20 protein-coding genes are annotated in these 22,552 nt (G+C 61.3%); 6 read left to right on the forward strand and 14 right to left on the reverse strand.

The window, feature by feature from the left end:
- Positions 1–143: 143 nt before the first annotated feature.
- On the forward strand, positions 144–287 hold the full coding sequence (locus tag PCO31010_RS26735; protein ID WP_157127442.1) for a hypothetical protein: 144 nt from the start codon (positions 144–146) through the stop codon (positions 285–287).
- Positions 288–362: 75 nt separating this feature from the next.
- Here PCO31010_RS26735 and PCO31010_RS25075 read toward each other — a convergent pair whose 3' ends face one another.
- Together PCO31010_RS25075 and kbl are read right to left on the reverse strand one after the other, a co-directional pair.
- Positions 363–1,340 carry an NAD-dependent epimerase/dehydratase family protein gene (locus PCO31010_RS25075; protein ID WP_174985162.1) on the reverse strand — a complete coding sequence of 326 codons (978 nt, stop codon included), beginning with the start codon at positions 1,338–1,340 and terminating at the stop codon, positions 363–365.
- A 2-nt stretch (positions 1,341–1,342) separates the two neighbouring features.
- On the reverse strand, positions 1,343–2,560 hold the full coding sequence (gene kbl, locus PCO31010_RS25080; protein ID WP_150666649.1) for a glycine C-acetyltransferase: 1,218 nt from the start codon (positions 2,558–2,560) through the stop codon (positions 1,343–1,345).
- Between the two features lie 154 nt (positions 2,561–2,714).
- On the opposite strand from kbl, the gene PCO31010_RS25085 reads away from it, so the two are divergent.
- Together PCO31010_RS25085 and PCO31010_RS27110 are read left to right on the forward strand one after the other, a co-directional pair.
- On the forward strand, positions 2,715–3,305 hold the full coding sequence (locus tag PCO31010_RS25085; RefSeq protein ID WP_150666650.1) for a helix-turn-helix domain-containing protein: 591 nt from the start codon (positions 2,715–2,717) through the stop codon (positions 3,303–3,305).
- Positions 3,306–3,550: 245 nt separating this feature from the next.
- A complete protein-coding gene (locus PCO31010_RS27110) occupies positions 3,551–5,185 on the forward strand; it encodes a methyl-accepting chemotaxis protein (RefSeq protein WP_150666651.1) in 1,635 nt (544 codons plus the stop codon).
- Between the two features lie 87 nt (positions 5,186–5,272).
- On the opposite strand, the gene PCO31010_RS25095 is transcribed toward PCO31010_RS27110, so the two are convergent.
- The gene (locus PCO31010_RS25095; RefSeq protein WP_246184769.1) at positions 5,273–6,055 is read right to left on the reverse strand and encodes a TetR/AcrR family transcriptional regulator; all 783 of its coding nucleotides are present in this window, start codon (positions 6,053–6,055) and stop codon (positions 5,273–5,275) included.
- A gap of 245 nt (positions 6,056–6,300) precedes the next feature.
- On the opposite strand from PCO31010_RS25095, the gene PCO31010_RS25100 reads away from it, so the two are divergent.
- Both PCO31010_RS25100 and PCO31010_RS25105 read left to right on the forward strand, forming a co-directional pair.
- Entirely contained in the window at positions 6,301–7,587 is a 1,287-nt protein-coding gene (locus tag PCO31010_RS25100; RefSeq protein WP_150575976.1) for an MFS transporter, read from the forward strand.
- A 255-nt stretch (positions 7,588–7,842) separates the two neighbouring features.
- Positions 7,843–8,967: an alkene reductase gene (locus PCO31010_RS25105; RefSeq protein ID WP_150666652.1), complete on the forward strand. Its 1,125-nt coding sequence runs from the start codon at positions 7,843–7,845 to the stop codon at positions 8,965–8,967.
- A gap of 134 nt (positions 8,968–9,101) precedes the next feature.
- Here the strand turns inward: PCO31010_RS25105 and PCO31010_RS27230 are convergent, their stop codons facing one another.
- From PCO31010_RS27230 to PCO31010_RS25135, 7 genes are all read right to left on the reverse strand, one after another.
- Positions 9,102–9,440 carry a type II toxin-antitoxin system PemK/MazF family toxin gene (locus tag PCO31010_RS27230; RefSeq protein WP_150666653.1) on the reverse strand — a complete coding sequence of 113 codons (339 nt, stop codon included), beginning with the start codon at positions 9,438–9,440 and terminating at the stop codon, positions 9,102–9,104.
- 2 nt (positions 9,441–9,442) lie between these two features.
- On the reverse strand, positions 9,443–9,583 hold the full coding sequence (locus PCO31010_RS26740) for a hypothetical protein (RefSeq protein ID WP_174985165.1): 141 nt from the start codon (positions 9,581–9,583) through the stop codon (positions 9,443–9,445).
- A gap of 132 nt (positions 9,584–9,715) precedes the next feature.
- Entirely contained in the window at positions 9,716–10,951 is a 1,236-nt protein-coding gene (locus PCO31010_RS25115; RefSeq protein WP_150666654.1) for a mechanosensitive ion channel family protein, read from the reverse strand.
- A 234-nt stretch (positions 10,952–11,185) separates the two neighbouring features.
- Positions 11,186–12,385, reverse strand: coding sequence for an osmoprotectant ABC transporter ATP-binding protein OsmV (locus PCO31010_RS25120; protein ID WP_150666655.1), 1,200 nt, complete (start codon positions 12,383–12,385; stop codon positions 11,186–11,188).
- Positions 12,382–13,029 (reverse strand): ABC transporter permease, encoded by a 648-nt coding sequence (locus tag PCO31010_RS25125; RefSeq protein ID WP_039393117.1) that lies wholly within the window; start codon positions 13,027–13,029, stop codon positions 12,382–12,384. Before PCO31010_RS25125 ends, PCO31010_RS25120 begins: the two co-directional genes overlap by 4 nt.
- A 49-nt stretch (positions 13,030–13,078) precedes the next feature.
- Entirely contained in the window at positions 13,079–14,002 is a 924-nt protein-coding gene (locus tag PCO31010_RS25130) for a glycine betaine ABC transporter substrate-binding protein (RefSeq protein WP_150666656.1), read from the reverse strand.
- A gap of 20 nt (positions 14,003–14,022) precedes the next feature.
- Positions 14,023–14,757 carry an ABC transporter permease gene (locus tag PCO31010_RS25135; protein ID WP_046289789.1) on the reverse strand — a complete coding sequence of 245 codons (735 nt, stop codon included), beginning with the start codon at positions 14,755–14,757 and terminating at the stop codon, positions 14,023–14,025.
- Positions 14,758–15,658: 901 nt separating this feature from the next.
- Here PCO31010_RS25135 and PCO31010_RS25140 point away from each other — a divergent pair.
- Complete coding sequence (locus PCO31010_RS25140) at positions 15,659–17,026, forward strand: GGDEF domain-containing protein (protein WP_150666657.1); 1,368 nt, start codon at positions 15,659–15,661, stop codon at positions 17,024–17,026.
- 42 nt (positions 17,027–17,068) lie between these two features.
- On the opposite strand, the gene PCO31010_RS25145 is transcribed toward PCO31010_RS25140, so the two are convergent.
- Genes PCO31010_RS25145 through PCO31010_RS25160 form a run of 4 tightly spaced genes read right to left on the reverse strand, consistent with a single transcriptional unit; the run spans position 17,069 to position 22,314 of the window.
- Positions 17,069–17,497: a VOC family protein gene (locus PCO31010_RS25145; protein WP_150666658.1), complete on the reverse strand. Its 429-nt coding sequence runs from the start codon at positions 17,495–17,497 to the stop codon at positions 17,069–17,071.
- Between the two features lie 10 nt (positions 17,498–17,507).
- Positions 17,508–19,052, reverse strand: coding sequence for a SpoVR family protein (locus PCO31010_RS25150; protein ID WP_150666659.1), 1,545 nt, complete (start codon positions 19,050–19,052; stop codon positions 17,508–17,510).
- Positions 19,053–19,110: 58 nt separating this feature from the next.
- Positions 19,111–20,373, reverse strand: coding sequence for a YeaH/YhbH family protein (locus tag PCO31010_RS25155; protein WP_046289793.1), 1,263 nt, complete (start codon positions 20,371–20,373; stop codon positions 19,111–19,113).
- 18 nt (positions 20,374–20,391) lie between these two features.
- Positions 20,392–22,314, reverse strand: a complete 1,923-nt coding sequence (locus PCO31010_RS25160) for a PrkA family serine protein kinase (RefSeq protein ID WP_150575965.1) — start codon at positions 22,312–22,314, stop codon at positions 20,392–20,394.
- Positions 22,315–22,552 lie beyond the last annotated feature (238 nt).

Consider the following 22,552-nt stretch of genomic DNA (forward strand, 5'->3'; position numbering starts at 1 on the left):
TAGATACTGATTAGCGGTCGTTTTTGTGCGGTCGCATAATCGACTCAGAACCTGCGTGTCGTGTGCCGGGGGGCGCATAGACAAGGGCTGGAGCAGGTTCTCTTTGCGGCGAAGACCGTGTACCAGATACGAGAAGGTGCAATATGAGCTACTACCACTCCAAAGAAGAAGGCCGCGCACGCGCCATCAGCTTCACCCCCGCCTACCGCTGGCGCCGTCGCGTGTTCGCCGTGACGTGTGCAGTACTCGCCGCGCTCGCTTACTACGCGGTGCATCACCCGAAGTAAGCATCGCGGCGTCACGACATCGCGGTCGGGCCGGCGTCATCTCTCAGACGCCTGCCCCGTCGGCCTCGCTCTCGTTCAGGCCGCGTTTCCCAACGCAGGCGCGTGCCAGTCGAGCGGCACGTTGGCGAGCATGTCGTCCACCATGGCGTCCAGATCGAAGGCAGGCTTCCAGCCCCAGTCGTAGCGGGCATGCGTGTCGTCGAGCGTGTGCGGCCACGTCTCGGCAATCGCCTGACGGAAGTCCGGCGCGTACTTCACCGTGAACCCCGGCACGCGACGTGCAATCGCAGCCGCGAGCGTCTTCGGGTCGAAACTCACCCCAGCCACGTTGTACGACGAACGCACGCGCAGGCGTGAGGCGTCGGCATTCATGAGTTCCAGCGTAGCGCGCACGGCATCCGGCATATGGATCATCGGCAGCGTGGCGTCCTCCTTCAGGAAGCACGTGTACGTCTCGCCACGGCGGGCCGCCTGGAAGATGTCGATGGCGTAATCGGTCGTGCCGCCGCCGGGCGGCGTCTTGAAGCTGATCACGCCCGGATAGCGCAGGCTGCGCACGTCCACCCCGAACTTCGTGAAGTAGTACTCGCACAGCCGCTCGCCCGCCTGCTTGCTGATGCCATACATCGTGGTCGGATCCATGATGGCGAGCTGCGGGGTTTCCACCGCCGGTGTGTGCGGCCCGAACGCCGCGATCGACGACGGCCAGAACACGCGCAGATTCTTCCCCTTGCTCTGATGCTCACGCGCTAGTTCGAGCACGTTGAGCAGGCCATTCATGTTGAGCGTCCAGGCTTGCAGCGGACGGGTTTCGCCTGTAGCCGAGAGCAGCGCCGCCAGATGGAAGATCTGTGTGATGCCGAAGCGCTCGACCAACGCGCTCAGACGCGCCGCATCGAGTACGTCGAGCGTTTCGTAATGCACCGGATGACGCGACGGCCCCGGGGCGATGTCGGTGGCAACGACATTCTCGTTGCCATACTGCGCGGCCAGCGCTTCGACGAGTTCGCTGCCGATCTGCCCGTTGGCGCCAATGATGAGAATTCGTTCCATGTTCAACCTTGCTTGAGAATGCCGAGTTCGTTACCGGCCTGAGCGAACGCCGCCAGCGCACGGGTGAGGTGTTCGCGGGTATGCGCCGCCGAAAGCTGCACGCGCACACGCGCCTGACCTTGCGGCACCACCGGGTAGAAGAAGCCCGTGGCAATCACACCCAGTTCATACAGACGCTGCGCGAAGTTCTGGGCGAGCGTGGCGTCGAACAGCATGACGGGGACGATCGGATGCGTGCCCGGCTTGATCGTGAAGCCCAGCGCCGCCACTTCCTGACGGAAAAACGCCGTGTTCGCATGGAGTTGTTCGCGGCGCGACGACGAGTGTTCGAGTTCGTCGAAAACCGCCAGCGACGTCCCGACAATGGCCGGTGCGAGGCTGTTGGAGAAGAGATACGGGCGCGAGCGCTGGCGCAGTGTCTCGATCACTTCGCGACGTCCCGCCGTGAAGCCCCCCATCGCCCCGCCGAGCGCCTTGCCCAGCGTGCCGGTGATGATGTCGATCTTGCCCAGCACGCCGTGGTGCTCGTGCGTGCCGCGTCCCGTCGGCCCCATGAAGCCGGACGCGTGACACTCGTCGATCATGATGAGCGCGCCGTACTGCTCGGCCAGCGCCACGATGCGGTCGAGTTGCGCAATCGTGCCGTCCATCGAAAACACACCGTCCGTGACGATGATGCGGTGACGCGCCCCGGCCGCGGCCTGCAACTGACGCTCCAGGTCGTCCATGTCGTTGTGGGCGTAGCGCAGACGCTGCGCCTTGCAAAGCCGCACGCCGTCGATGATCGAGGCGTGGTTCAGGGCGTCGGAGATGATGGCGTCCTGCTCGTCGAAGAGCGGTTCGAACACGCCGCCGTTGGCGTCGAACGCCGCAGCGTAGAGGATCGCGTCTTCCGTGCCGAGGAAGGCGGCGATGCGGGCTTCGAGTTCCTTATGCGGGCCTTGCGTGCCACAGATGAAGCGCACCGACGACAGACCGAAGCCGAAGTCTTCCAGTGCCTTCTGCCCCGCCTTGACGAGCGATTCGCTGCCAGAGAGCCCCAGATAGTTGTTTGCGCACAGGTTGATACGCGTCTGCCCGTCGTCGCACATAACCTCCGGCCCCTGCCGCGACATGAGCACGCGTTCCTGCTTGAAAAGGCCCTGACGGCGCGTGTCTTCGAGTCGTTCGGTCAGTTGACGGTAGAAGCCCTCGCGGGCTTCCTGGGTTTGTGCGGTCATCGTGCGCATCTCCTATGCGTCCAGCGGTTTCAGCGGTGCAGGGCGAACCCGCTCTGCTACCATGCAGCCATCACGGCATCCAACTTATCGGAAACTATACTTTATATTGAACTAGTTTCAATATATTGAAAAATTCTAATATCCCGGAATTCATATGGCAAGTACTCCCGCAGCCTCTGCGGCGTCTCCGATCGCCCCGCCGCCCGTCGGCGACATGATTCAGCAACTGCGCAAGGATCGTGGCATGACGCTGGAGACGCTCTCGCGCGCGTCCGGCGTCTCCAAGTCGATGCTCTCCCAGATCGAGCGCGACAAGGCCAATCCGACCATCGCCGTGGCCTGGCGGCTCGCCAACGCACTGGGCGTGCGTCTGGACCAGTTGCTGGGTGCGCCGTCCGGCGACCCGGAACCGGTGCGCATTTTCGGCAAACATGAGACGCCGACGCTCGCGGGTGCCGAACAGGCCTATCAGTTGAAGATCCTCGGGCCGATGGAGCTGGCGGGCAAATTCGAGTGGTACGAACTGACGCTACAACCCGGCGCGGCGCTCGTCTCCGAGCCGCACGATCCGGGCACGCGCGAGCACTTCACCGTGTTCGACGGGCAGGTCGACATCGAGGTCGAACACGTCGCGCGCCGCGCCAAACCGGGCGAGACGGCCCGCTACCCCGCCGACCGCGCCCACGCGATCCGTAACGTCGGCAAGTCGGTCGCGCGTGGCCTGATGGTCGTAATTCACGGCTGACACGGCTGACCCGGCTAACACAGCCGATCGTCACTCGCTGCAAGGGTGCGCAAGCCTTCGCGTGCGCTCGCAAAGCTCAAGTCCTCGCCAGGACTGCCGTTAGCACACGTTCGGTCCGCACCTTCTTCCGAGGGTGCCGACAACCGATCAAAAATGTCGATAGTCGGACTGCACGGATGGGAACCCCCGTCACGTACGGCCACCGCGTGCAACACCAAAGCGGAATCAGTGGGGATGACAAAGTAATGCAGCGATTGAGTCTGAAAGCGAAGTTGTGGTCTGCCGTCGCGTTGATGTGGGTCAGCCTGCTGGCGATGGCGATCTGGGGCGCATGGGCGCAGCGCGACACCATGCTCGCCGAGCGCCGGGCGGGCCTGACCCACGTGGTCGATGCCGGACTGAGTCTGGCCAAGCACTACGCCGCACGCGCCGAGCGCGGGGAAATGAGCGTCGCGGACGCACAAAAGGCCGCCCGCGAGCAAATCGGCGCGATCCGCTACGACGGCGAAAACTATTTCGGTATCTTGAACTCGCAGCGCGTGATCGTGCTGAACGCGGTCAATCCGAAGCTCGAAGGCCGCGACATGAGCCAGTTCCGCGATCCGTCGGGCAAGCTCATGTTTTCGGACATCGTCGCTGCCGCACGCACCAACGACCCGTTCGTCTCATATCTCTGGCCCAAGCCCGGCTCGGACAAACCCGTCGAAAAGATCAGCCGCGTGGGCGTGTATCAGCCCTGGGACTGGTATCTGACGACCGGCGTCTACGTCGACGACATCAATGCTGCCTTCGTCGGGGCGCTGCTGCGCTGGGGGGCCATGCTCGCCGTCATCGGTCTGGCGGTGTCGGGCGTCATGCTGCTCATCATCCGTAACGTCCAGCAAAGTCTTGGCGGCGAGCCGGAGTACGCGACGGATATCGCCACGCGCATTGCCGACGGCGATCTGCTCACGCAAGTCCGTCTGCGTCAGGGCGACGGCGCCAGCCTGCTCCACGCGATGCAGCGCATGCAGGGCAATCTTCAACAAATGATCGGACGCATTCGCGGCGGCACCAGCGCCATCACGCTTGCCGCGCGCGAGATCGCCGAAGGCAACACCGACCTGTCGGCGCGCACGGAACAGCAGGCGGCCGCGCTGGAGGAGACGGCATCGTCGATGGAGCAACTGACGTCGACCGTGCGTCAGAACGCCGACAACGCGCGTCAGGCGAGTCAACTCGCGGAGAACGCGTCGGCCATCGCGGTGCGCGGCGGACAGGTCGTGGATCAGGTGGTGGCCACGATGGAAGGCATCTCGCAAAGCTCGGGCAAAGTGGTCGACATCATCAGCGTGATCGACGGCATTGCCTTCCAGACGAACATTCTTGCGCTGAACGCGGCGGTGGAAGCGGCACGCGCCGGTGAGCAGGGACGCGGCTTCGCCGTCGTCGCGGGCGAGGTGCGCACGCTGGCCCAGCGCAGCGCTGCCGCCGCGAAGGAAATCAAGGAACTGATCGAGTCGTCGAACGGCCGCGTGCAGGACGGCTCGGTGCTCGTGGCGCAGGCGGGCCAGACGATGCACGACGTCGTGCAGGCGGTGCGACGCGTCACCGACATCATGGGAGAGATCTCGGCGGCGTCGGAAGAGCAGAGTCACGGCATCGAGCAAGTCGGCCGTGCCGTGACGCAGATGGATGAAGTCACGCAGCAGAACGCTGCGCTCGTGGAGCAGGCGGCCGCAGCGGCGGCGTCCATGGAAGATCAGGCGCGTGCGCTCGATCAGGCGGTGGCCGCTTTCCGCATGAACGGCGGCATGAACGGTGCAGCGACGTCAGATGGGGCGAATGCCCCGATGACGCGCGGCACCGCTGCGGTCGCGATGCAGCGTCTGGCGGCCTGAGGTCTTCGGCATTGTGACGACGGTCGGCGCGTGTCCGCGACCGTCGTTCGCCGCCCGCCGTCATATCCTCGACGTTAGCCACCGTGGTTACGTGGCGCTCAGCTCTCCCGCCATGCCCGCGTCGATGATCTGACGCGCCACCGTCGGCAAGATACGCAGCGGTGCCGAGCCCGGCCCAAAGGTCTGGCTCGCGGCATACGCGCCTTCGAGAATCAGCGACAGCGCATCGACCAGCGGTGCCGGTTCCTCGAGACCGGCTGCTGTCACCAGCGCGGTGAAACGCTTCACCACTTCCGCCTTGTAATTCACGACCGAATGACGCGCCGCGTGGTCCGGATCGGGGAATTCCGCCGCCACGTTGACGAACGGGCACCCGCGATAGCCGGGACGGCTCGCCCGCTGGGCCAGATCCACGAAAATCTGCAACATCTGCGCACGCGGTTCGCCCGGGCGCTTCGCGATGCTCTCGTCGATGCGCGCAAGACTCGCCGTCTGCATATGATCGAGATACGCCAGAATCAGATCGTCCTTCGACGCGAACTGGCGATACAGGCTCATCTTGTTGACGCCCGCGCGCTTGACGACGGCGTCCACGCCCACGGCGCGCACCCCCTCTGTATGGAACAACTCGACGGCCGCGTCGAGCAGGTGCTGCTGCGCAATCGGCGCGGGCGTGACGTGCCGCCCCGGCTTGGCCGCACGAGACGCAGCACTGCGGCGGCGGGCCGTCGCGGGGGCCGCATTGGACGTCGCGCTTACGCTTTCGCCCGCGGTTTCGGCGACGACATCGGTGCCCGCTTTCATCGCGTCTGCCCCACCGGTCGGCGAGACAACCTCGACGGGCACGGAAGATGTTGACGATTTGGCCATGATCCGGCGCTCCCTGAACTGTGGTTTGCCATTGACGCGGGCGTTGCAAAAGCCCTGCCGTCAAAAAGGAATACTTGACATGTTACCGATCGGTTCATAACATGGCAACCTCATGTTACCGCTCAGTCACAAGTCTATCGATGAACGTAGACCGTGCGGTTCCCGCAAACGTTCCCGGTTCGGCTTTTAAAACCGCTTAAGCCCCTTAAAACGGCAAAGACCGAACCGCAGCAAGGATCTCCGCCATGAAGGCTGCACTTGCAAGGCGCATCGACGGGCGCTTCCACTACGGGTGGATCGTCGTCGGCGTGATTTTCCTGGTCCTGCTCGCTTCGGCGGGCATTCGCGCGACGCCCAGCGTCATGATGGTGCCGCTCGAACACGACTTCGGCTGGAGCCGCGCCACGATTTCGCTGGCGATCTCCGTCAATCTGGCCTTGTACGGCCTGACCGGACCGTTCGCGGCGGCCGCCATGCAGCGCTTCGGCATTCGTCCCACGGTCATGGTTGCCCTGCTGCTGCTCGCATCGGGCACGGCGCTCTCGTCGCTAATGACTGCACCCTGGCAGATGGTGCTGATTTGGGGCGTGATGGTGGGCGGTGGCACCGGCGTCGCGGCCGTGACGCTCGCGGCCACGGTCTCGAACCGCTGGTTCCACACGCATCGCGGTCTGGCGATGGGCATTCTTACAGCCAGCTCGGCGACCGGACAGATGGTGTTTCTGCCGATCATGGCCGCGATCACGGAAAACTACGGCTGGCGGCCGGTGGTCCTGATCGTGGCAGCGGTGGCGGCTATCGTTCTGCCGCTTGTCGCAATCCTTGTGCCGGAGCGTCCGGGATCGGTCGGCCTGCGCCCGGTCGGCGCACCGGAAGACGCCCCCGACGTGCAACTTACGCAAGGCAATCCGCTCACGGCGGCGCTCTCGGCACTGCGTATGGCGGCTGGCAAGCGTGATTTCTGGCTGCTGTTCTTCAGCTTCTTCATCTGTGGCGCGAGCACGAACGGTTACATCGGCACGCACTTCATCGCGATGTGTGGCGACTATGGCATCTCCGAGGTGAAGGGCGCGGGCATTCTGGCCGCGATGGGCATTCTCGACCTTATCGGCACCACGGCGTCGGGCTGGCTCTCTGACCGCTACAACAGCCGTGTGCTGCTGTTCTGGTACTACGGACTGCGCGGTCTGTCGCTGATCTATCTGCCTTACGCTTTCGGCTTCGATTTCTTCGGCATTCCGCTCTTCGCGCTGTTCTACGGTCTGGATTGGATCGCGACGGTGCCGCCGACGGTGCGTCTGACGACCGACGTGTTCGGCAAGACGATGGCTCCGATCGTTTTCGGCTGGATCGTGGCGGGCCATCAGCTAGGCGCTGCAACGGCAGCACTGGTCGCCGGTTCGCTGCGTGCAACGCTCGGCAATTACACGATGGCCTCGATGCTGTCGGGCGGCGTGTGCATCATCGGCGCGTTCATGGTGTTGCGCATCGCCCCGCATGCGCCGAAGCGTCCGGTGGCCGCGAATGCCTGAATCGGCTGATTCCAGCGTGTTTTCGGCCCGTTAGTCGCGAAATTTACGACGAATCGGTCGAAAACTCGCCTGCATCGAAATACCCCGACAACTCGCCGCGTCTCCCTGTTTTGGTGCAGGAAGACCGGCGAGTTTCTTATTGGCGGCACGTTGGCCGTTGCGACGATTTCGTCGTCAGCAAGGCCAAGAAAATTGCCGTAACCTGTGCGAGTTTTGTGCAGCACAGCAACCCCCACTTTCACAGGACCTTCAGCAATGACGGACTCGCAACACACCCCACTCGCCGCGCTCGATACCGACCTGTTTTCGTCGTACAAGCTCGGCCCCCTCGAACTGAGCAACCGCATCGTCATGGCCCCCCTCACGCGCAGCCGCGCCAGCCAGGGCGACGTGCCGGGCCCGATGGTCGCCGAGTACTACGCGCAGCGCGCATCGGCCGGGCTCATCATCAGCGAAGCCACCAACATCTCGCAGCAAGGCAAGGGCTACGCCTTTACGCCGGGCATTTACACCGATGAACAAGTCGCTGGCTGGAAGCAGGTCACGGACGCGCTGCACGCCAAGGGCGGCAAGATCTTCTGCCAACTCTGGCACGTAGGCCGCATCTCGCACCCGTCGCTGCAACCTGAGGGCGCACTGCCGGTCGCACCGTCGGCGATTCAACCGGCCGGTCAGGCGTTCACTGAGCATGGCTTCGAGCCGCATCCGGTGCCGCGCGCGCTGGAGACGTCCGAGATCCCGGGCATCATCGAACAGTATCGTCATGCAGCTGAGTGCGCGAAGCGCGCCGGTTTCGATGGCGTTGAAATTCACGCGGCGAACGGTTATCTGCTCGACCAGTTCATGCGCGACAAGACGAACCATCGCACCGACCAGTACGGCGGCAGCATCGAGAACCGCGTGCGCATCGTGCTGGAAGTCACGCAAGCAGTTGTCGACGTCTGGGGCGCCGATCGCGTGGGCATTCGCCTCTCGCCGATCAGCCCGGCGAACGATTGCGGCGACAGCAATCCGGAACCGGTCTTCACGTATGCCGTCGAGCAACTCAACCGTTTTGGCCTCGTGTATCTGCACGTCGTCGAAGGCGCAACGGGTGGTCCGCGTGAAGTGGAAGGCGGCTTCGACCTTCAGAAGCTGCACCGCCTCTTCAAGGGCACGTTCATGGCGAACAACGGCTATGACCTCGCACTGGCGCTCAAGGCCCGCAAAGAAAACCTCGCGGATCTGATCGCCTTCGGCAAGCCGTTCATCGCGAACCCGGATCTGGTCGAACGTCTCAAGCGCGGCGGCCCGTTCAACGCCCTGAATCGCGACACGCTCTATGGTGGCGACGCACGAGGTTACGTCGACTATCCGACGTTGGACGAGTCGGCGGTTTAAGGCGCAATTTAGGGTGTGATTTAGGGTACACGAAGCATTCATGGCACCCGTAACATCCTTGCGCGAACGCTTAAAGAATGAGGGCTCCTTCGGGAGCCCTTTTCTTTTGTTGCAACTTGCGTCACGGCGATGGATCAATCGCCAGCTTCGCCAACCTCCTCAGAGAAAACGCTCCGCAGGCGTGCCATGGCACGTCTCAACGCGTGCCGATCCAGTGCCCCCGAATGTCGAACTAATCGCTGCCTATCCATCGATCTAAGATGGCTTAACTGCATCGCGCCCTGCCGTCCGCCATATGTCGTGGAGACACTGAATCGAGAGGCGTCCGACGATGTGAGCGGTGCCACGATCACGGTTTGCGTGTGCTTATTCATCGGCGAAGGCGACAAAATGACACACGGACGCGTCTTCCCCATTTCACATCCGATTGCCGGATCGAAACGTGCGATCCAAATCTCACCTCGTTTCAGCACATTTACTCCTCTGCGGGATCCGCGTCGTTGGGGAAGCGCCGCAGTTGAATCAGCTCATCCTCCGTGTCGTCGACACAAAAGTCCTCAGGCCGTGCGTCAGCATTGGGATACCACACTACTTCAATCGTATAGTCGTCGTTCATCTCTCACTCCAAATCATTACCCCGTCATCCCTCTTGCGTGGATTCGTGGATATCGTCGCAGCGTGACACATCGAAGTAAACAGATGCCAAAGCTTTCCGGAATTTTCCTGAAGCCTGCGCACGGCAATGCGATTAGGCGTCGCGCTGCCCCCAGCGCATCAGATCTGCACCGGCGGGGTTCTGGTACATGCGCAGGCCGAACTCGGGGAGGATGGCCAGCAGATGGTCGAAGACGTCGCCCTGCACACGCTCGTACTCCGCCCACACGATCGTGTTCGTGAAGCAGTACAGTTCGATCGGAATGCCCGTTGCCGACGGCTGGAGCGAGCGCACCATGCATGTCATGCCCTGGTGGATGTTCGGATGCGCCTTCAAATACGCCAGCGCATACGCGCGAAACGTGCCGATGTTCGTCAGACGCCGTGTGTTCGCCAGCACGCCCGCCGCGACACCGAGCGCCGCATTGGCATCCGCTATCGAACGCTGTTTTTCCGACAGATAGCCGCCCAGCAGATGCACCTGGGATAAATGCGCGATCTCGTCGGCGTTCAGGAATCCGACGCTGCCAGCGTCGATACACAGCGTGCGCTTGATACGGCGCCCGCCCGACTGCTGCATGCCGCGCCAGTTGCGGAAGCTCTCCGAAATCAGACGCCACGTCGGAATCGTCGTGATCGTCTTGTCCCAGTTCTGCACCTTCACCGTATGCAACGCGATATCCACCACGTCGCCATCGGCCCCGACCTGCGGCATCTCGATCCAGTCGCCCACGCGCAGCATGTCGTTCGACGTGAGTTGCACGCTGGCGACGAACGACATGATCGTGTCCTTGAATACCAGCAACAGCACCGCCGACATCGCGCCCAGGCCGGAAAGCAGTAGCCACGGCGAACGGTCGACGATCGTTGCGACGATACCAATCGACGCCACCACGTAAAGCGCGATCTTGCCGAGCTGGACGTACCCCTTGATCGAGCGCGTGCGTGCGTGTTCCGACATCGCGTAGACGGTCTGTGCGGCGTCGAGAATGCCCACGATAGCGAGCGTTGCGTAGAGCAGCGTCGTGGCGAGGGCCACATTGCTGATGACGATCACCGCCTTCGCCGGTAGATCCGGCACCCACTCGATGCCGAACTGAATGACGAGGTACGGCAGAATGCGCGCCGCCCGGTGGAAGACGCGATGCGCGAGCAACGCATCGTCCCAACGATTCGCCGTTCTCTGCACCACGATGCGTACGATCCGCACGATCACGAACTGCGCCACCGCCTGCACCAGCGCGGCCGCTGCAATCAGCATCGCCAACGATCCGGCCATGCGCGCCCACGGCGCATTTTCGAACCACGCCATCACTGCTTCCCACGTCATCCTGCTACTCCTTGTCTTGCTGTTTTCTTTGCCAGTCCAATGGTGCCGTTTGTCGATTTGTCGGCATCGCCCTCGCCTTGAGCGAAACGCGCAACCGTCAAACGCAAAAATGACGGCCACCTGGGCCGTCATCCTTGAATACGTCAAGAGGCGGTCGCTCCCGTCCGCCCCTGAAACTCATGCACCGTTCCCCATATTCAGGGACATTCAGCGACATCGCACCGTGTGCTGCGCTTACATCGAAGCGCCGAATGGCACGCTTGCCACCACATTGGGCGCGCCCGGCAGCGACGGCGTAATGATCGAACCGCCACCGTTGCCGCGCGACTTGCCCGAACTCAGATAGTCGGCGATGGAGTCTTGCGTCACCTCGCCGAGGTACTGATTGTCGTCGCCCAGCACCGGCAGTGATGCCAGATTGTGTTCGTACATGCGCGAGAGCAGCACCCGCAGGTTGTCGCCCGCCACCGCCGACGCCTTGAAGTCCCGCACGCGCTCGCCACACGTGCCCTGTGCGTGCCGCGTATCCCGACGTGCAATGTAACCCAATGCACGCGCGCTCTCGTCGACGACTACGAGCGAACGCGTATCGAGTTCGTCCATCATGCCGTAGGCCTCGGCCAGCGTCGTCTGCGGCTTGACGGTCGGTTGCGGCGTGGCGGCGTCTTCGGCGCGCACAAGCAGCAGGCGCTTGAGAATTCGGTCATGTCCCACGAAGCTTGCGACGAATTCGTCGACCGGTCGCGCCAGCAGCGCATCCGGTTGCGCGTACTGCACGAGACTCCCCTGACGGAAGATCGCGATGCGGTCCGCCAGCTTGATCGCCTCGTCGATATCGTGACTGACCATGATGACGGTCTTACCCAACTGACGCTGCATCTGCAAAAACTCGTTCTGGATCGATTCGCGGTTGATCGGATCGACAGCGCCGAACGGCTCGTCCATCAGCAGCACGGGCGGATCTGCCGCCAGCGCGCGGATCACGCCGATACGTTGCTGCTGACCACCCGAGAGTTCGCGCGGATAGCGCGACAGGTAACGCTTCGGATCGAGTGCGACCATAGCCATCAGTTCGGTGGCACGCTCGCGGCAGCGCTTCTTGTCCCAACCGAGCAGACGCGGCACCACGGTAATGTTCTCCTCGATGGTCATGTTCGGGAACAGACCGATCTGCTGGATCACGTAGCCGATGTGGCGGCGCAATTCGATTTCGTTGATCTTGCCAGTGTCTTCGCCGTTGAGCAGGATGTGCCCGGAGGTCGGTTTGATCAACCGGTTGATCATCTTGAGCGTGGTCGTCTTGCCGCAGCCCGACGGGCCGAGGAAGACGCAGATTTCGCCCGGCGGCACTTCGAGGCTGACCGAATTCACGGCGGTCACACGCGTACCGTCCTTCTGGACGAAGCTTTTGGTGAGATTATCGAGTTTGATCATACGGTTCGGATTCCTTTCGGTGTCAGCACGCGCTGCAGGCGGTGCAACAGGGTGTCGGCGACGATGGCGAGCAAACTCACCATGACCGCACCCACGACAAGCTGTCGGGTATCGCTCTGGCTGATCCCCTGGGTGATCAACACCCCGAGACCGCCGGCCCCGACGATGGCACCAATGGCCATCACGCCAATATTCATCACGACGGCAGTACGCACGCCACCCAGCACCACCGGCACGGCCAGCGGCAATTCAACCAGGCGCAGACGCTGCCAGAACGTCATGCCAATACCAATCCCCGCTTCGCGAATGCTCGGATCGATCTGACGCAGCGCGAGGCTCGTGTTGCGCATGATCGGCAGCAGCGAATACAGGAAGACGGCGGCTACCGCAGGCGCAGGGCCGATCCCCATGCCGTAGACGGACAGTGCGGGGATCATCAGGCCGAACAGGGCAATCGACGGGATTGTGAGCACGACCGTCGCCAGACCCAGCACGGCGCCGGACAGCCAGCGAAAACGCGTGACCAGCACGCCCAGCGGCACGCCGACCACAATGGCCGCGCCAACCGAGGCGGCCACCAGCCACGCATGCTGACCGGTGAGGGTCAGGATGCGGTGCCAGTTGTGCGTCAAAAATTCAATCATGGGACTCCTCAGTCGGTAACTATCGGGAGCAGCAACGCGCAATGCGCGCTTACTGCACCAACCCTTCCTGCTTGAGGAAGTCGCTCGCCACACGCGACACCGCACGATGGTCGATATCGACCTTGGCGTTCATGTCGCGCATGTTTTCGTCGTTGATCTTCGCGGAGAGCGCGTTGAGTTCGTCGGCGAGCTTCGGGTTTGCATCGAGTACTTCCTTGCGCACCACGGGCGTGGCCGCGTAAGCCGGGAAGAAGCCCTTGTCGTCGGCCAACACCTTCAGATCGAAGCCCTTGTTGCGACCATCGCTGGTGTAGACGAGACCGGCGTCGATCTGCTCGTTCCTGAGCGCGGTGTAGACGAGGCCCGGGTCCATCTGCTTGATGTTGCGGCGTGCGAGATGGAAATCGTAGAGTTGCTCCATCGGCTCCAGACCGTCCGAACGACCGACGAACTCCATGTCGAACGCGAACTGCATGTCCGGATTCGTACGGAATTTTTCGATGAGCTGCGACACCGTCTCGATGCCTTCGTCACGCGCCATCTTGCCCGGCATGGCGAACGCATAAGTGTTGTTCAGCGCAGCGGGATTCAGCCAGACGAGACCGATCTTGCCGTCGAGTTCCTTGACCCGCTCGTAAGTCTGTTGCGGATCGAGCTTCTCCGTGACCTTGTTGTAGACGATCAGCGAGGTACCGGTGTACTCCCAGACCACGTCGAGCTGATTGCTCTCCATGCCCTGACGCATCACCACACTGCCGAGGCCGTTCTTCAGTTCGACGTCATACCCTTTGCTGCGCAGGTACTGCGCCGTCATCTCCGAGAGAATCAACTGTTCGGTAAAGTTCTTGCCGCCGATGGTGAGCGAGGCGGCCTGCGCGGTAGCGCTCGTCGCGATCACACCCAGCGCGACGGCAACGACGCTCAGAAGACGAAGCGCGCGCGCTGCGAGCGTACGAGAAAACGAAACTTGCATACGTAGGGGTCTCCTATGTTTCAGCGCGCCGGCGTGCCGTGTCGCGCGAACCAGAGCCCGCTGGCGAAGGCGACGATGCCGTCGAGCACCAGCGCAAGCAGCGCAGTGCCGGCCGCGCCGAGCAGCAGCTTGGTCTGGTCGTTCAGATAAATGCCGGGGAAGATCAGTTGTCCCAGACTGTCCGCGCCGATCAGGAAAGCGAGCGGCGCAGTGCCGACGTTGATCGCGAGCGCGGTGCGAACGCCGCCGATAATGACTGGCATGGCGTTGGGCAGGTCGACGCGAAACAGCACTTGCGCCGGCGTCATGCCCATGCCGCGCGCCGACTCCCGCAACGCGGGCGGCACCTGCCGAAGGCCTTCGTACGCGTTACGCACGATGGGCAGCAACGAAGCCAGCCACAACGCCAGAATGGCCGGGCGGTCGCCGATACCGAGCACCGCCATCGACAACGCCAGCACGGCGAGTGATGGCAGCGTATTGCCGATATTGAAGATCTGCACCGCGCGCTCGGCGTGTTTCGCGAACATCGGACGCGAGATCAGCACGCCCGCAGGCACGCCGACCAGAATGGCCAATGTCATCGAAATCGCCACGAGCTTGAGATGCTGCTGGGTGTAATACACCAGGTCGCCCCGGTACTTGACGAGCGAATCAACGCCCAGCCAATACACCAGACCGGTGACTGCGGCGGCAACACCGAGCAGTCCGAAGCCGGCCAGATAGAGAATGCGATACTGCTTCGCCACGTTCATGCTCCCTTTGAATGGGTTGGCAGCGCTGCGCGCGCGGCAATAGCTATCGCCCCACGTGACAACGCGGTCAATCAAGCATGACAACTGTTAGCTGCCTTGCGAATTGTGGTGTGTTCGATCCGAAGGTCTGTGAAAGACAACGGTGACGAACGAGGCGTCGCGAAATGCGACATGAGAGACGAGCTTTCGACGCCGTGGGCGCCTGGGCCTCTCGATACACGCTTATTGAAAGCGCGCGAAAGTTTTACTGCACAGACTCATTGCGTGATGTAACGGACGCCGGCGCAACGAGGAACACCGGCAACGCTTTTGTTTCTATGGGCCAACCGCAGCGATTGGCTTTTTTTATTCTAGTACAGATAGTGCGTCGATGCCAACCTGTAGCACGTTTTTAGTCATGAATCCGGCGTATTTACACGTAATTACACGATACATTTCTCATATGAATCGCAGTCCTTATTAATTGCGTGCGCTCGAATCCACCGTCATCACTGGCGTTGCGGCGAATTGAAAAGTTGCGAAGGGAATGCAGTTTTTAAATGTCCCGAAATCTGAAATTTCGATGTTTCGCACAGCGGATCGATGTGTCGCAGCGATTTATTTTCCGGGACACGAAGCGAGCGAATTCAGGTGCGGCAAGCGACGTCCCGACCGTCCGGAATCCGCATGTTATCTGGTCTCCGAAGGGAAATTAGAGTACCTCCCCGGAAACCAGTGCCAACTCGAAAAAACTCGTGTATTCTCCAAGGTTTATCTTAGTTTTCAATCATTTAGCGCAAAATCGGGGAAACGCAACGGGAACGCGAGGCAACGATCTTGCGACGGTTTGCGGGCGCGGTGATTGAACGGTAGGAAAGCGATCGTGCGCGGGCACGAGGTCGTTGAATGGCGAATAACAACTATGAAAAGTACCATCAGCCGTACCGAACAGGGCAATCGCGTCGCCGCGACCACCATTTTGGCTGCGTGCGCCGCACTCACGCTTGCCGGATTCCTCGCGCGCACGCTCGAAGGCACAGTCAATCCTTTGCTGACCTTCTTTCTCGTCTCGGCAGGCGGCATTCTCAATCTGTCCACGGCGTGTCTGCTAGGCGTTCAATATCTCTACAACGGTAAGCGCTATTTTGCGCAGTTCGGATGCGCGTTTCTGCTACGCGGACTGTTCATGTTTACCGAAGGCGTGTTGCTCGCGAATCAGTTGGCAGGCATCTCGGCACACGTCACCCGCGCGCCCTTCTGGCTCTGGCTCGTTGCCGAAGCGAGCTTCGCCGCGTATGTGATGCTCAGCGTGCGCAGCTACTCTCGCACGCGCATGGACCCGCACACGCGTCCCGGCTACTCCGAGGCGGCGCGTTACGGCGCGACGGTCCTCATCATCTGGGTGACGGTTTCGCTGTCGATCGTGGGCGCGGGACGCACGCTCGTCACGCCGCATCTGACCGGCGGCGTCGGCATCGAGACGATCGCGCTCGCCGCCCTCTTCGTCGCCTACGTGGCACTGTGGTGGCGTATCGCGGCCGTCACGCGCCTGTCGCACAAGTTGTTCCTGCTCGTGTGGGTCGTGGTCTCGATCTCGCTGTGTCAGTTGCTGCTCTCGCTTACCGCACCGAGCGAAGCGTCGTATCAATGGTATGCGGCGCGTTTGCTGGCGCTGGCGTCGCCGGGTGTTGCCACGCTCGCCCTGGTGTGGGAAATCACACGGCAGTATCAATCGCTCGCGCTCACCAACACGGATCTGGTGGAGAAGGTTTTCATCGATCCGCTCACGCACATCTATAACCGCCGTTACTTCGACAATCGCATCCGGCTCGTCGCCGAACGCGTGCAACAGCGTGCGATTCCGCTGTCCGTTCTGCTGATCGACATCGATTTCTTCAAGCAGGTCAACGACCGCTACGGACACCCGTTCGGCGACGCCGTCTTGCAACGCATCGCCACGACCATCCAGCATTGCATCCGACTGCCGAGCGACTTTGCCGTTCGTCTGGGAGGCGAGGAATTTGCGGTGGTCTTGCCTGAGATCGACCAGCACGCCGCGTTACGTGTGGCCGACCGAATTCGCGAATCCGTCAAGCGCGCGAGTACGGATCTGCTGCCACAAGCCGCGCGCGACGAGGGCGAGGCGATCACCATCAGCGTCGGCATTGCCTCATGGCAACCGGGCGAGCCGCTCGTGATCAGCGCGATGCTCGACCAGGCGGACAAGGCGCTTTATCAGGCGAAGCACAAGGGGCGGGATCAGAGCGTGATGGGGCAGATGGCGGCGTGATTGGCGGTGTGCGCTGCGTGACGTTTGGCGCGGCGAACGACATCAGTGCTTGCCCACCGGCGGCGACGTTGCCGGTCCTTTGAGTTCCACGGTGTTGCCGTCCGGATCGCTGAGATAGCAGGACGGCCCTTCCCCGTGTGCACCGTAGCGTTGCACCACGTCCCCCAGAGTCACGCCGTGCGACGCAAGTTCTTTGCGAATGGCTTCGTCATCGAACGGTTCGACGCGCAGACAAAAGTGATCGAGATTGTGTCCTTCCGGACCGGGCGCGACACCGCCCTGACGACCGATCTTGCCTGCGACGTCGACCAGATCGATCAACGCGTCGCCAGCACGCAACTGAACCAGTCCGATGTCGTCCTGCACCTTTTCCAGCGTGCAGCCCAGCACCTCAATGTAGAAGTGCCGCAAGCGTGCCACATCGTTGGTCCGCAACACCACGTGATCGAGCGCGACGAACGGAATCTTCATCGCGCCCCCGTCAGGCGCTCAGCGCGTAGCGACGCCGCTTCTCGACCTTCGTCTCGTGCGTCATTTCGCTGCGGCCGTCTTCGAACACCGTCTCCAGCCGCACGGTAAAGCCCCACAGACGCGCCACGTGCTTGAGCACTTCTTCGAAGCTGTCGTCGAGCGGTTTGCGTTCGCTTTGCACGTGCCGCAACGTCAGCGACCGGTCGCCATGCAGATCGACGTGCGCCACCTGAATATTCGGTTCGAGCTGACTGAGGTTGTACTGCTGCGCCAGCATCTCGCGAATCTCGCGATAGCCCGAATCGTTGTGGATGGCCGTCACACGCAAGCGGCTGTCACGATCGTCGTCGAGAACAGAGAACAACTTCAGATCGCGAATCACCTTGGGCGAGAGGAACTGCTGAATGAAGCTCTCGTCCTTGAAGTTGCGCATGGCGAAGTCGAGCGTCGTCAGCCAGTCGGAGCCAGCGATATCCGGGGCCCACAGACGGTCCTCGTCGGTTGGCTCCTCGCACATGCGACGGATGTCCTGGAACATCGCGAAGCCCAGCGCATACGGATTCAGACCGCTGTAGTACGGGCTGTCGAACGACGGCTGATAGACGACGTTCGTATGCGCGTGCAGGAACTCCATCATGAAGGCGTCGTTGACGAGCTTCTCCTTGTAGAGCTGCTGAAGGATCGTGTAGTGCCAGAACGTCGCCCAGCCTTCGTTCATGACTTTGGTCTGACGTTGCGGATAGAAGTACTGTGCGAGCTTGCGTACGATGCGCACGATCTCGCGCTGCCACGGCGCCAGCTTCGGGGCGTTCTTCTCGAAGAAATACAGCAGGTTTTCCTGCGGCTCGCCCGGGAACGGCGGCTCGTCCGATTCGGAGGGATCGAGTCCGTCGTCCTCATCGTCGTCATGCAGGGCGTGATTGGGCAACGTGCGCCACAGATCGTTGATCTGCATCTGCAAATAATTCTCGCGCTCCTTTTGTCGCGCCTGCTCCTGCGCGAGCGACAAACGCTTCGGCCGCTTGTACCGGTCCACGCCGTAGTTCATCAGGGCGTGGCAGGAGTCGAGCAGCAACTCCACTGACTGCTCACCGTAACGCTGTTCGCACTCGGTGATGTAGTTGCGCGCGAACAGCAGGTAATCGACGATGGCGTCGGCGCTGGTCCACGTGCGAAACAGGTAATTGCCCTTGAAGAACGAGTTATGACCGTAGCTGGCATGCGCGATGGTCAGCGCCTGCATGGTCATACTGTTCTCCTCCATCAGATACGCGATGCAGGGGTTCGAGTTGATGACGATCTCGTACGCCAGGCCCATCTGCCCGCGCTTGTAGCCGCGCTCGGAGGACAGGAAATGCTTGCCGTACGACCAGTGGTGATAGCCGATGGGCAGGCCGACGGTCGCATAGGCGTCGAGCATCTGCTCGGCGGTGATGATCTCGATCTGATTCGGGTACGTGTCGAGCTTGAAGCCGGCGGCGATACGCGCGATCTCATGCTCGTATCGCTGAATCAGCTCGAACGTCCATTCCGACCCTGTGGATATATACGCCATGACGCGCCCTCGTTTCGGTACCGGCACGGGCCGGTATCGGTACGCTAGGAGACGGCCCTCAGGCCGCCTTCTTCTTGAACAAGTCGTGCAGCACCGGATAGATTTCGGCCGCCTCCATGATGCGTTGCATCGCGAAGTTCGAATGCTGCTGCTTGACCGACAGGTACTCGTTCCACAGGTTCTGCGGTTCTGCGCTCGCTACCTCCACGTAGGCGAAGTACTGCACGGCCGGCATGATCGACTGCATCAGGATGTCGCGACAGATCGGCGAGTCGCCGTCCCAGTTATCGCCGTCGGAGACCTGCGCACCGTAGATGTTCCAGTCGCTCGGCGAATACCGGTCCGCGATGACCTCGTTCATCAGCTTGAGTGCGCTGGACACCACCGTCCCGCCCGACTCGCGCGCGTAGAAGAAATCGTCCTCGTTCACTTCCTTCGCCGTGGTGTGGTGACGGATGAGCACGAGATCGATGCGCTCGTAGTTATGCCGCAGGAACAGATACAGCAGCATGAAGAAGCGCTTGGCGAGGTCCTTACGGCTCTGGTCCATCGAGCCGGACACGTCCATCAGACAGAACATGACGGCCTGCGCTTGCGGGCGCGGCTGCATGACGCGGTTCGAATACCGCAGATCGAGTTTTTCGATGTAAGGAATCGCCTCGACGCGCGTACGAAGATGCGTGATTTCGTGCGCGAGCGCCAGGGCTCTGGGCGATGTATCTCCCTCGCGCGAGACGATGTCCGCGTACTCGGCTTCGAGTTCACGGAGCTGCTTGCGATAGGGTGCGGTGAGCGCGATGCGCCGGCCCAGCGAGCTGCGCATCGTGCGAATGACGTTGAGGTTCGACGGCGTACCGTCGATGGAATAGCCCGCACGTACCTTGCGAAACTCCGGAATCTGGGCAAGCCGACGTTTCGCGAGGTCCGGCAGCGCCATGTCCTCGAAGAAGAATTTCAGGAACTCCTCTCGCGAGAGGTTGAAGACGAAATCGTCCTCGCCCTCTCCCGAGTCGCTGGCGCGGCTGCCGCCGCCCCCTGCGCCCGATGGCGGACGCTCGAAGTTGTCGCCCACCACGAACTCGCGGTTGCCGGGATGAATCATCTCCCGCCGCCCACCGGGTCCGTGGTGAAACAACGGCTCCGAAATGTCCTTGACCGGGATCGAGACCTGTCCGCTGCCATCGATATCGGTGATCTTGCGCCCAGACACCGCTTTCGCAACCGCACGACGAATCTGGTCGCGATAGCGTTTGATGAAACGCTGCTGATTGATGGCGCTTTTGTTCTTGCCGTTTTGCCGTCTGTCGATGATTGCTGACATAGTGGCCCCGATTGGTTGCTACGAGGATTTGCGCACGCGCAGATACCATTCCACAAGCAGGCGAACCTGCTTCGGGGTATAGCCCTTTTCCACCATCCGGTTGACGAAGTTGGCGTGCTTTTCCTGATCCTCCTTGGACGACTTCGCGTTGAACGAGATCACCGGCAGCAAATCCTCGGTCGTCGAGAACATGCGTTTCTCGATCACCGCGCGCAGCTTTTCGTAACTCGTCCAGAGCGGATTCTTGCCCGCGTTGTTGGCGCGCGCCCGCAGCACGAAGTTGACGATCTCGTTGCGGAAGTCTTTCGGATTGGTAATCCCGGCCGGCTTTTCGACTTTCTCCAGTTCGTCGTTGAGCGCGGTGCGGTCGAGAATTTCTCCGGTGTTCGGATCGCGATATTCCTGATCCTGAATCCACAGGTCCGCGAAGTTCACGTAGCGATCGAAGATGTTCTGACCGTACTCCGAGTACGATTCCAGATACGCGGTCTGAATCTCCTTGCCGATGAACTCGACGAACGGTGCCGTCAGATATTCCTTGATGTAGGCGAGATAGCGCTTCTCGACTTCTCCCGCATACTGTTCGCGCTCGATCTGCTGTTCGAGCACGTACAGCATGTGCACCGGGTTCGCGGCGACTTCCGTGTTATCGAAGTTGAAGACCTTCGAGAGCACCTTGAAGGCGAAACGCGTCGACATGCCCGTCATCCCTTCGTCCACCCCAGCGTAGTCGCGGTACTCCTGATACGACTTGGCCTTCGGGTCGATGTCCTTGAGGTTCTCACCGTCGTAGACACGGACCTTGGAGAAGATGTTGGAATTCTCGGGCTCTTTCAGACGCGTGAGCACCGCGAACTGGGCAAGCATCTTGAGCACGTTCGGCGCGCGCGGGGCGTTCGCAAGCGAGCTGTTCTTTACGAGCTTCTCGTAAATCTTCACCTCGTCGGTCACGCGCAGGCAGTACGGCACCTTCACGATATAGATACGGTCGAGGAAAGCTTCGTTGTTGCGATTGCCCTTGAAGCTCTGCCACTCCGCTTCGTTCGAGTGGGCAAGCACGATCCCGTCGAACGGAATCGCACCGAACCCTTCCGTACCCTTGTAATTGCCTTCCTGTGTAGCGGTCAGCAACGGGTGGAGCACCTTGATCGGCGCCTTGAACATTTCGACGAATTCGAGCAGGCCGCGGTTGGCCAGGCAGAGGCCGCCGGAGTATGAGTAGGCGTCCGGATCGTCCTGCGGAAATTCTTCGAGCTTGCGGATGTCGACCTTACCGACCAGCGACGAGATGTCCTGGTTGTTTTCGTCGCCCGGTTCGGTCTTCGCAATCGCGATCTGCTGCAACACCGACGGACGCACCTTCACGACGCGGAACTTGGTGATGTCGCCGTTGAATTCGTTAAGACGCTTGGTGGCCCACGGTGACGGAATCGTATTGAGATACCGCATCGGAATGCCGAAGTCCTCCTCGAGAATCTTGCCGTCTTCCTCTGAGGAGAACAGGCCCAGAGGCGACTCGTGCACCGGCGATCCCTTCAGGCAGTAGATGGGGACATCCTCCATCAACACCTTCAGTTTCTCTGCCAGCGACGACTTGCCGCCGCCCGGAGGCCCGAGCAGATACAGAATCTGTTTGCGCTCTTCGAGGCCCTGCGCCGCGTGTTTGAAGAACGAGACGATTTGCTCGATCGTGTCTTCCATGCCGTAAAACTCACGGAAGGCAGGATAGATCTTGATGATCTTGTTGGAGAACAGCCGCGAGAGTCGCGGGTCGTGATGCGTGTCGATAAGCTCCGGCTCACCGATGGCGCGCAACATGCGCTCGGCTGCCGATGCATACGCAGTCGAATCCTTCTTACAGATCTCCAGATATTCCTGGATGCTGTATTCCTCTTCCCTGCGTGCTTCGAAACGTGTCGTGTAGTGGCTGAAAATATCCATATGCCTCACCCCCGCCTCATCGGAATACACCGCGGAAAACACCGCGATACGATGCCCGCTCTGTTGCTTAAGACCCGGATGACTGCACGATGGTTTCGTGCCTGGCTCACTGCATGCCGGAGCGACTGACGCGAAACCTTTCGCACTGTCCCCTCCCTCACATGAACGACTCAAAATCGGTTTAGGTTGACTTTAAACTTGTCAGTGAAAATTGCAACCGTTAACTCATCATATGCAC

Origin of the sequence: Pandoraea commovens (genome assembly GCF_902459615.1) — a bacterium.
Classification (GTDB): domain Bacteria; phylum Pseudomonadota; class Gammaproteobacteria; order Burkholderiales; family Burkholderiaceae; genus Pandoraea; species Pandoraea commovens.

Bases quoted from the DNA above. Each gene is read 5' to 3' on its own strand.
- PCO31010_RS25095 (WP_246184769.1), bottom strand. From the start codon at position 6,055: ATGGCCAAATCGTCAACATCTTCCGTGCCCGTCGAGGTTGTCTCGCCG.
- PCO31010_RS25150 (WP_150666659.1), bottom strand. From the start codon at position 19,052: ATGGCGTATATATCCACAGGGTCGGAATGGACGTTCGAGCTGATTCAG.
- PCO31010_RS27110 (WP_150666651.1), top strand. From the start codon at position 3,551: ATGCAGCGATTGAGTCTGAAAGCGAAGTTGTGGTCTGCCGTCGCGTTG.
- PCO31010_RS25100 (WP_150575976.1), top strand. From the start codon at position 6,301: ATGAAGGCTGCACTTGCAAGGCGCATCGACGGGCGCTTCCACTACGGG.
- PCO31010_RS25105 (WP_150666652.1), top strand. From the start codon at position 7,843: ATGACGGACTCGCAACACACCCCACTCGCCGCGCTCGATACCGACCTG.
- PCO31010_RS25145 (WP_150666658.1), bottom strand. From the start codon at position 17,497: ATGAAGATTCCGTTCGTCGCGCTCGATCACGTGGTGTTGCGGACCAAC.
- PCO31010_RS25085 (WP_150666650.1), top strand. From the start codon at position 2,715: ATGGCAAGTACTCCCGCAGCCTCTGCGGCGTCTCCGATCGCCCCGCCG.
- PCO31010_RS25125 (WP_039393117.1), bottom strand. From the start codon at position 13,029: ATGATTGAATTTTTGACGCACAACTGGCACCGCATCCTGACCCTCACC.
- PCO31010_RS25140 (WP_150666657.1), top strand. From the start codon at position 15,659: ATGAAAAGTACCATCAGCCGTACCGAACAGGGCAATCGCGTCGCCGCG.
- PCO31010_RS26740 (WP_174985165.1), bottom strand. From the start codon at position 9,583: ATGAACGACGACTATACGATTGAAGTAGTGTGGTATCCCAATGCTGAC.
- PCO31010_RS25155 (WP_046289793.1), bottom strand. From the start codon at position 20,373: ATGTCAGCAATCATCGACAGACGGCAAAACGGCAAGAACAAAAGCGCC.
- PCO31010_RS25130 (WP_150666656.1), bottom strand. From the start codon at position 14,002: ATGCAAGTTTCGTTTTCTCGTACGCTCGCAGCGCGCGCGCTTCGTCTT.
- PCO31010_RS25120 (WP_150666655.1), bottom strand. From the start codon at position 12,385: ATGATCAAACTCGATAATCTCACCAAAAGCTTCGTCCAGAAGGACGGT.
- PCO31010_RS25115 (WP_150666654.1), bottom strand. From the start codon at position 10,951: ATGACGTGGGAAGCAGTGATGGCGTGGTTCGAAAATGCGCCGTGGGCG.
- PCO31010_RS25160 (WP_150575965.1), bottom strand. From the start codon at position 22,314: ATGGATATTTTCAGCCACTACACGACACGTTTCGAAGCACGCAGGGAA.
- PCO31010_RS26735 (WP_157127442.1), top strand. From the start codon at position 144: ATGAGCTACTACCACTCCAAAGAAGAAGGCCGCGCACGCGCCATCAGC.
- PCO31010_RS25075 (WP_174985162.1), bottom strand. From the start codon at position 1,340: ATGGAACGAATTCTCATCATTGGCGCCAACGGGCAGATCGGCAGCGAA.
- PCO31010_RS25135 (WP_046289789.1), bottom strand. From the start codon at position 14,757: ATGAACGTGGCGAAGCAGTATCGCATTCTCTATCTGGCCGGCTTCGGA.
- kbl (WP_150666649.1), bottom strand. From the start codon at position 2,560: ATGACCGCACAAACCCAGGAAGCCCGCGAGGGCTTCTACCGTCAACTG.